General features: G+C 61.1%; 6 protein-coding genes and 1 pseudogene. 1 reads left to right on the top strand and 6 read right to left on the bottom strand.

All coding sequences use genetic code 11. The features are described 5' to 3' along the window. From M0D69_RS43010 to M0D69_RS43000, 3 genes are all read right to left on the bottom strand, one after another. Nucleotides 1-760 (bottom strand): acyl-homoserine-lactone synthase (locus M0D69_RS43010; protein WP_301787871.1); only part of this gene is annotated, 760 nt, incomplete at its 3' end. Between the two features lie 187 nt (nt 761-947). Continuing rightward, nucleotides 948-1,739: a LuxR family transcriptional regulator gene (locus tag M0D69_RS43005; RefSeq protein ID WP_301787870.1), complete on the bottom strand. Its 792-nt coding sequence runs from the start codon at nt 1,737-1,739 to the stop codon at nt 948-950. Between the two features lie 678 nt (nt 1,740-2,417). Beyond that, nucleotides 2,418-3,686 (bottom strand): transposase, encoded by a 1,269-nt coding sequence (locus M0D69_RS43000; RefSeq protein ID WP_301787872.1) that lies wholly within the window; start codon nt 3,684-3,686, stop codon nt 2,418-2,420. Nucleotides 3,687-3,697: 11 nt separating this feature from the next. Here M0D69_RS43000 and tnpA point away from each other — a divergent pair. Then, nucleotides 3,698-4,036: pseudogene (gene tnpA / locus M0D69_RS42995) on the top strand (IS200/IS605 family transposase). 326 nt (nt 4,037-4,362) lie between these two features. Here tnpA and M0D69_RS42990 read toward each other — a convergent pair. Genes M0D69_RS42990 through M0D69_RS42980 form a run of 3 tightly spaced genes read right to left on the bottom strand, consistent with a single transcriptional unit; the run spans nt 4,363 to nt 6,970 of the window. Further along, nucleotides 4,363-5,289, bottom strand: coding sequence for a 3-oxoacyl-[acyl-carrier-protein] synthase III C-terminal domain-containing protein (locus tag M0D69_RS42990; RefSeq protein ID WP_301787869.1), 927 nt, complete (start codon nt 5,287-5,289; stop codon nt 4,363-4,365). Next, nucleotides 5,286-6,380: a 3-oxoacyl-[acyl-carrier-protein] synthase III C-terminal domain-containing protein gene (locus M0D69_RS42985; RefSeq protein ID WP_301787868.1), complete on the bottom strand. Its 1,095-nt coding sequence runs from the start codon at nt 6,378-6,380 to the stop codon at nt 5,286-5,288. Before M0D69_RS42985 ends, M0D69_RS42990 begins: the two co-directional genes overlap by 4 nt. Then, nucleotides 6,377-6,970 (bottom strand): GNAT family N-acetyltransferase, encoded by a 594-nt coding sequence (locus M0D69_RS42980; protein ID WP_301787867.1) that lies wholly within the window; start codon nt 6,968-6,970, stop codon nt 6,377-6,379. Before M0D69_RS42980 ends, M0D69_RS42985 begins: the two co-directional genes overlap by 4 nt. Nucleotides 6,971-7,067: the final 97 nt, after the last annotated feature.

The raw sequence follows: 7,067 nt of genomic DNA, 5'->3' as shown, positions 1-7,067 counted from the left end.
CAGGCTGGTCAATCAGGCTTGATTTAACAAGCCTCGCCCTTTCAGGGCGGGGTGACTGACCTGACAGTGGCAGCAGTACGGTACCCGAGCTTCCTGCGTCATCGATGCCCCCGGTGGTATCAGGCAACCGCGACTTTCCGAACCAATGTACTGACTTCATCAGTTCGTGCGGATCGCAACCGAGTCGGTCGAAGGTGGCTGGGGAAAGTTCGATGGAGCAGGCGACGATGCTGGCATTCCGGACTGCGAGATCAGGATGGATGCGCTGCAGGGTGAGCCCCGAACGACGATACAGGCGGTCCACGGAGCGCGATACGACGCCGATCACCTCGGTTGCGCCGAATGACGCTGCGAGCGCGAGCGCATAGGGAAACAGCTGCATGCCGGGCGCGTTGTGCTCACTCGTGTTGTCATCGTGCGATTTTTGGGCTGATCCAGCGAAGCGGGAAAGCTCCCAGAGCGTAGCCGATTCCCGGGGCGGCTCCGAGCCAAGGAGCTCTGGAAACACCTCCTTGAGCAGATATCGACCGGTTGTAGACATCAGCCTCGCGCAACCACAGATGCGACGTACCGGTGACAGAGCGACGAGATGAACGGTAGCACCGCTGTCGAACTGGTCCCACTCCGATGTCTGGTTGTCGGTTGAAGTCGGTAGCGTCCAGCCGAGGCGTCGGACGAAGACTTCATACCGGTACGCACCGAGTCCTGCCCGGATTTCTGGCGGCAGGTCTTCCAGTCTGCCTGCAGCAATGTAGGGCATCGTGTATCTCCCGCCGAAGTTGTTAGCCTCAACGGTAGGCGAGTCCAGAATGTCCTTGAACTAGGGAGTCAGGGAGGTTGCAGAAGCGAGCGGAGCGGCCGTATACCAACGATAATGCCGGCGTCATTTCGCCGTCGACAGGGCTGCCGGGAAAAGCACTGGATCCTTCGCCGCGCGCAGCACGTCTTCAGGGACGGATGAGTCCGAGCACAGCTGCCTTGACCGCGGCGGAGGTCCGGCTGTTGACGTTCAGGGCTTGCATGGCGGTGTCGATGTGATAATCCACTGTGTGCTGGGAAATGCCGAGCAGTTGACCGATAGACCAGGAGGACTTGCCGCGCGCGACCCACGTCAGACATTCGCATTGGCGCGGCGTCAACCGTTGCGAGACCGCGGCCGATTGATGTTTTCCCAGTCGCTCGAACTCGTAGTGAAACTGCGTACTGATCAGATGCGCCAGTCGCCGGGTGGCTTCCGCATTTACCACTGAAGCCTGTCCCGACAGATTGACAAGCAGGACGCGTCCCGTGGGTTCATGGATTGGAATGCTGATTCCGTTGACCAGTCCTGCTTCGAGTGCTTCGTCAAGTACACGCTGTTCGAGCCGGTTCAGGTTGGCGATGTCGCGCCACCGGTACGGGGCCGTTTGAGTGAAAGCGGTGCGGTGAACCGGATCCACGAGGGCATAGCCGTTTTTCTGGTAGTGCTGCACCCATTGATCCGGATAGTGCGCGCAGATCATCTCCAGCGCCGCTTCGGAGCAGGAAGCGCACTGTGTTCGCGAAAGCCTGCTGATCACGTAATGAGAAAATCCGAGGCACTGTGCGACACGGCCAAACGATGTGATCAGCGAAGGCAGGTCATTGGCACGCGCCAGCGGCGCGGTGAGCGCGCGAAGCGGCGATCGCGCGCCTGCCAGAACTGCGATTGGCCCGTGGCGGCGTCTAGAAGGACGGTGTCGAAGGACGTAGATCATCATTGTTCGTTCCTGGACGTGCCTTTACCAAGAGGATCCACGTGGTCAAGTCGGGTGCGACGATTTCCCAGGATTACCTACCCGTAGTGACCGAACCCGGTGCGCTTGTGCGCACCTTCGTGAAGTCGTCGCGTACGAACCGGGCGTCTGCCGCAGTGCCCGCCTTGATGCGGCAAGCTTCCATCGGGAGGAATCGATCGCAAACTGCGCGGACACGCAGCACTGCCAATACGCGCGCGAGGGTCGGCTGCCGCCTGCGTAATTCCTTACGATCCGTTACGGCTCGAAGCGCTCGAACCAGGAGGTAACTTGGTTGGTGACGGTGACAATGGAAGTAGGTTACATCGACAAACTGGATTCGTGTAGGGGCATATCTGCGAGTTCAACGGGCATCGTAGTAGTGCGTTGGAGTGCCCTGCCGACCGTACGGATACGTTTATACGCGTGCAAGGGCGGAAGTCGCTGCCGACGAAGAATTCTAAAATAATGTGGAATGCCAAGAAATTTGCAGTTCCTCCGTGTCAGTCGAACTGGACGTAGTGCGAACGCGTGTGATTGCACTGGTATGTGAGGCGAGCAGGAGATTGTTCCGGCACGAAAGCGTGAGGCGGGACATGCGTCGTTGCAGATTGACATCCTCTCCTCCCTGAAGAAGGAGATTCCTACGGCGCTACGCGATGATCACGCAGTCACTTCGCGGGTTTCTGCTGCTGGCGGTATTTCGGCGCCGCTCACTTCACAGACTATCCGGGCTGCGGTTTCCCGCCCGATGCAAGCGTGCACCGTGTCCTGACCTTCGAAAATTGCTAATCCTCTCGCGAGGATGTTTAACGCGCCGACGTGATCGGCATTGTTCTCGTACTGGCACGCGACGCAAGCAAACAGAGCCTGAGTCTTGCGGTTTGCCTTCGCTACATGATCGCAAGACGGGCACGTCTGACTTGTATAGGCCGCTGGCACCGCGACCGTGAAGGCCCCACGCCAGACCGTCTTGTATTCGATCTGACGCCGGAATTCGAACCAGCCTTGATCGAGGATGGCCTTGTTGAGGCCGGTCTTCTGAGCCACTTTCTTGCCCGGCGCTTCGAGCGTGCCCGCTGACGATTTCGACATGGAGCCGACCTGCAGGTCTTCGATACATACGAGCGCGTGGTTTTTGCTGATCGTCGTAGAAGCTTTGTGCAGGAAGTCATTGCGGGCATTCGCGATGCCGGTATGAATCTTCTGGACGCGGGCTTTCGCCTTCTTCCAATTGTTGCTGAATTTCGTTTTGCGCGACATGCGCCGCTGGTATTTCGCGAGGCGTTGCTCGTGCTTTTTGAAGCTGTTCAGTGGGACGACATGCGAGCCATCGCTCAGTGTGGCGAAACGCGCGATGCCGACATCGATGCCGACGGCCGGGCCATGCGCAACCGGCTGATCGACTTCGCGGCGCGTCAGGATCGACACGTACCACTTGCCGCCCTTGCTCGATACCGTGACGTTGCGCACGTCTCCGATTGGCGTGCGGCTGTTGCGATAGCGCATGTAGCCGAGCTTCGGCAGAGAGATACGACCGTTCTCGCGGTCGAGCTTTACCTGCTTCGGATCGGGATAGCGAAAGCTATCGGCGCACTGGCCTTTGCGCTTGAAGCACGGGAAGTCCGCGCGCCTGGCGAAGAAGTTTTGGAACGCGCGGTCTAGATCAAGAATCGCCTCGTCGAGCGGATGGCGCGGCGCATCGGCAAGCCAAGGCGTGTCCGGGCTATTGCGCCATTCAGTGAAAAGTTTTTTCATCGCAAACTTGCCGATGAACTTCCCGCCGTTGCGATAGTTCTCGTTCTGCAAAGCCAACGCCTTATTGAAGACGAACCGGCACGCGCCGGCGAAGCGGCGCATGTTGCGCGCCTGCTCGCCGGTCGGCATCAGTTCGAATTTGTAGGCGGATAGGATTTGCGTTTGTCGGAATATATTCTTGGCCCATGACTACTGACAACGATATTCGGCACGGATTTCATTACGTTTTCTTAATGCACGTCCATTTAGTCTTCGTCACAAAATACCGGCGAGGCGTTTTCACGAAGTAGATATTGGACGATATGCGCGGCATCTTCGCGCAGCTCTGCAAGGACTTCGAAGCGAAGTTGGTGGAGTTTGACGGCGAGGACGAGCGTGTGCCCCTGTTGGTGAACTACCCGCCCGTTCGGCGCGAGCTATGGGGAGGTGCGCAGTGGTCGCCGTCTTACTTCGCGGGCAGTTGTGGCGGGGCGCCGATTGCCATCATCCGCCAGTACATCGAGCAACAGCAAACGCTTCACTGAGGGTCTGCCCAAAGGACGGCTATGCCGTCCGCACTATCCTTCCTCTCCTGAAGGGCCTGGAGGGAGAGGGTTGTCGTGCGCCTGCTCAATCACAGGGCCGGGTTCATCTGTTCTCAGCGGGCGCTGGTGGATTACGTTTGAGTGCGGTCAGAAACGCCGGTGCCAAATGCGATTCTGGACACTCTGAGCTGATGCGTGCTGTTTGCTCGCCGAGCGTCCAGAATCCCGAGCGACCGAGGATGCTAGATCCTTGGTTCAGCGCAGCGATTGCGTCCGGGTCGTGGAGCATCTCGTCATCGGGCAGATTGGCGACGTCGCGTAAAAGGCTAGCGCAGCAATAGCGCCGCTGCGGAAAAGCCGCCGACACCATGCGCAAAGAGCAGGAACGGTTTGCCGGGCAGCAGCGCGGTGCAGTCAGTCAGGTTGATGATCGGGTCGCTCACGCTCACGTGCGCGATACGGGAAAAGTTCTCAGTGCACAGGCGCTCTTGCGAAATACCCAGGGACGAAATCACACGGTGCCATGCCGGCAAGTCCAGATGGTGCGGCAGGATGCGCTGGAGCGCGGTGGGCTCAAGACCTGCGTCGCGGGCTACTGTCGTGATCAACTGACGGGCGCTCAGAAAATTCTGTGCGGCGAGGCGCGAGTCCTCGTGTCCCAGTGCACCCTGCCAGGCGAGTCCACTCGCGTGGGTGCGCACGGCGAGAAGCCGGTTGACCGGCGCGTCGCGCTCGATGAGCGCGGCACAGGCGCCGTCGCTCATCAGTCCGGCCCCGTCCATCAGCCGCTCGGACGCAACGGGCATCGCGTCGGCCCCGACAAGCAGTACGCACCTGAGTGCAGGGCGCGCGACGAACATCGCACGGATAACGCGCAGTGCGCCGAGCGCGGACGCGCAATGCTGTTGGGCGAAGGAGAAGGCGTCAGCGTGCACAAACCCGAACGTGTCGCACAGGATCCGCGGCAGCGACATCGGCGGCGGGGCGACGCTGCCCTGCAGCGTATGCGTGTAGAGCATACAGTCGACCGTGTCGGGCGCAAGCCGCGATGACCGGATCAAGGCGTCGATGGCTTTCGTCGCCATTGACGCAACGGATTCTCCCGCCGCGTCGTGGTAGTAGTGAACACCGGCGCGTTCAAGCTGCGCCACGCAGGCTGCGGACTGCCCGGCTCGACGCGCCCAGCTACGCACGTCATCGACCTTCTCCGGGAGGTAATACGCGGTGTGCGTGAGACCGACGCGAGCGCTCATGATTTGCCAGTTGGCGCCGAATTAACGAAGTACCGTGCCGGAGTCCCATCTGCTTCGAAGAGCGCGCAACTGACGTAGCCACCGAGACCGACCCCCCAGGCGAGCACGAGTTCGCCGTGTCCTAACGGAAAGATATCGAGTGTTTCAGCGAGCCGCACGATGGATTCTGCTGTACCGAGATAGGCGCGCCTGTCCGTCAGGCGACGCTCGGATGGCAGACCAAGCTGGCGCGACACCGCCTCGACGAGCGGCAGGTTGACATGGTGCGCGATGACAGCGGCTATCTCGCCTGCACGACGGCCATGCTCGCGCAGCAGCGTGTCGATCAGGGCCAGCAGCGCCGGCGCGAAGATGGCATTCGTGTCGCTGAGTGTCGCAGGCAGCCCGAACGGCGCGTCCGCGCGACAAAGCGGTCGGACTGCCGTATCAAGCAGCCGCAGCCCCTGCGTCGAGGGTGAGTCGCGCTCCAGAACAATCGCTCCCGCCGCATCGCCTTGCAAGGTCCAGCGACCGATGCGGCGGGCAAATGGATGACACCATTTCTCCGCGGCAACGATGAGTATTGCGCGCAACTCAGGTTCCGCGACGAGCAGGTCCGCAGCCAGGCGCAGTGCCGTAAATACCGACGCTCCCTGCTGCTGCGCGACGGCAAACGGAAAGCAGGGCTCGCCGATGGCGGCACGCAGTCTGCCGGCAGTGGTCGTGGAGACGTGTTCGTTGAGGCTGCTGTGACAGAACACGACGACGTCAATGCACGGTGCCTCGGGGGCACGTGCGGTGCAGATCGCTTGTGCGATGTCGGCCGCAAGCCCCGACAGATCGCGATCCTTCTCGACAGGTACGATATCGATGCCGGGTTGCGCAGCGATGCCAATTGCTGCAGCCCCCGGTGACTCTGAGGGCATATCTTCCGGTGGCGCTGTGAGTTGCTGCAGGTCCAGTCCGTAGGCCGCGAACCAGTGCGGGTACACGAGGCGGGCCCATCCGGTGAGGGCCGTGGCGTTGAGCTTTTCCTCGATCTGAAACCACCTCGCCAAGGGCACGGCGGGCGGGACATAGGCCGCAACGGCCGTCACAACCGGCGCACTCATGCTCCGGAAACCTTGCCTGCAAGGTCCTCAGGCGTGAGGTCATAGAGTATTCGTCCGAGAAACTCGCCACCCATGAGGTGGCAGGCCCGTTGCAGCCCGATGCGGCGAAAGCCGATGCGCTCGAGCAGACGCTGGGAACGCACGTTGTCCTGTACGGCCCACGCGGTGATGCAATGCAGCCCGTATCGTGTGAATGTATCGTGAAGGACCCTGCTGGAGGCGTCGCATGTCATGCTGGGGTACGTCGGGCGCGACCGATCGCGCAGCACCCAGAACGGGCCCGTGCCGAAGGCATGGGTCACATCGCTGACGGCCACAAGGCCACTTGCCAGCGCATGTCCGGTGCGACCGAACATGCGGATGTGATGCCGCTGGCTGTGCAGCATGAGGTGGAGCGCAAGCGTGGAGAGTTGCTGGCGCCCCAGACCAAAATCGAACCACTGGCTGATTGCGGGTTGCGCGAGCCACGCCTGAATGGTGCTCACGTCGTCGCTATCCGGCTCGCGCAGCCAGCAGGCACCGGGTCTCGCCGCGCCGACGGTGCTGGCGGCGTCGCGCCGCGCGCCTTGAGCGGTTGTATGTGTGTTCATCAGGGTCTCCGTGAAACCCCGGACTTCAGGCCCGGGGAGGTGAGGAGACGGTTTTAACTCCGTCTCGTTAAATAGGTGACGGGCTTTCCACCCATCA

Origin of the sequence: Caballeronia sp. SEWSISQ10-4 2, from assembly GCF_030464885.1 — a bacterium.
GTDB lineage: Bacteria > Pseudomonadota > Gammaproteobacteria > Burkholderiales > Burkholderiaceae > Caballeronia.
This window is presented reverse-complemented; position numbering and strand designations above follow the sequence as displayed.

Bases quoted from the DNA above. Each gene is read 5' to 3' on its own strand.
- M0D69_RS43005 (WP_301787870.1), bottom strand. From the start codon at position 1,739: ATGATGATCTACGTCCTTCGACACCGTCCTTCTAGACGCCGCCACGGG.
- M0D69_RS42990 (WP_301787869.1), bottom strand. From the start codon at position 5,289: ATGAGCGCTCGCGTCGGTCTCACGCACACCGCGTATTACCTCCCGGAG.
- M0D69_RS42985 (WP_301787868.1), bottom strand. From the start codon at position 6,380: ATGAGTGCGCCGGTTGTGACGGCCGTTGCGGCCTATGTCCCGCCCGCC.
- M0D69_RS42980 (WP_301787867.1), bottom strand. From the start codon at position 6,970: ATGAACACACATACAACCGCTCAAGGCGCGCGGCGCGACGCCGCCAGC.